This is a genomic window from Lentilactobacillus parakefiri (assembly GCF_002157585.1).
GTDB lineage: Bacteria > Bacillota > Bacilli > Lactobacillales > Lactobacillaceae > Lentilactobacillus > Lentilactobacillus parakefiri.
In genome coordinates, this window is sequence record NZ_BDGB01000044.1 from 176,400 (window position 1) to 176,964 (window position 565).

Below are 565 nucleotides of genomic sequence, written 5' to 3' on the forward strand. Positions count from 1 at the left end.
TTCCCTATCAATTAGTTTATGGAGAAGAGTCAGCCTTTGGCCGACCACAATATTCACCGTTAATGATGCTCAAGATGATGTTATTTGCCTACTCACGGAAAGTGTTTTCGGGACGGAAAATTCAACAAATGGCCGAGGAAAACATTCCAATGAAATGGTTAATCGGTGACCCTGACGTGGTGCCCAGTTACCGGACAATCAATCGTTTCCGGACTGATCCACAAACCACCAAGTTAATTGCCCTCATGTATCTGCAGTTCCGCCAATCATTGATTGATAACAAGCTGTTAAGTGATGAAGCAATTTTCATTGATGGCACTAAAATCCTCGCCGATGCCAATAAGTATTCATTTGTCTGGCGAAAAAGCACGGAAAAATTTGAAAGTAAGTTGGACCAGAAAACCCGGAATTTGTTTAAAAACCTGATTCAAAACAAAGTCAATCTAGCAGTGGCAAGCGAAATGGATCCGACGGATCTTCAGACGCTTGAAGCGGAAGTGGCCGCATTGGATACAGAGATTAACGAACTAGATCAGCAAATAAAAACTGAAAAAGTGATTCCCGG

The 565-nt window shown here is 42.1% G+C and carries 1 protein-coding gene; it reads left to right on the forward strand.

Annotation, left to right across the window (positions count from 1 at the left end):
• Positions 1-565, forward strand: a 565-nt coding sequence (locus tag LPKJCM_RS04885; RefSeq protein ID WP_165758569.1) for a transposase, incomplete at both ends; no start/stop codon positions are given.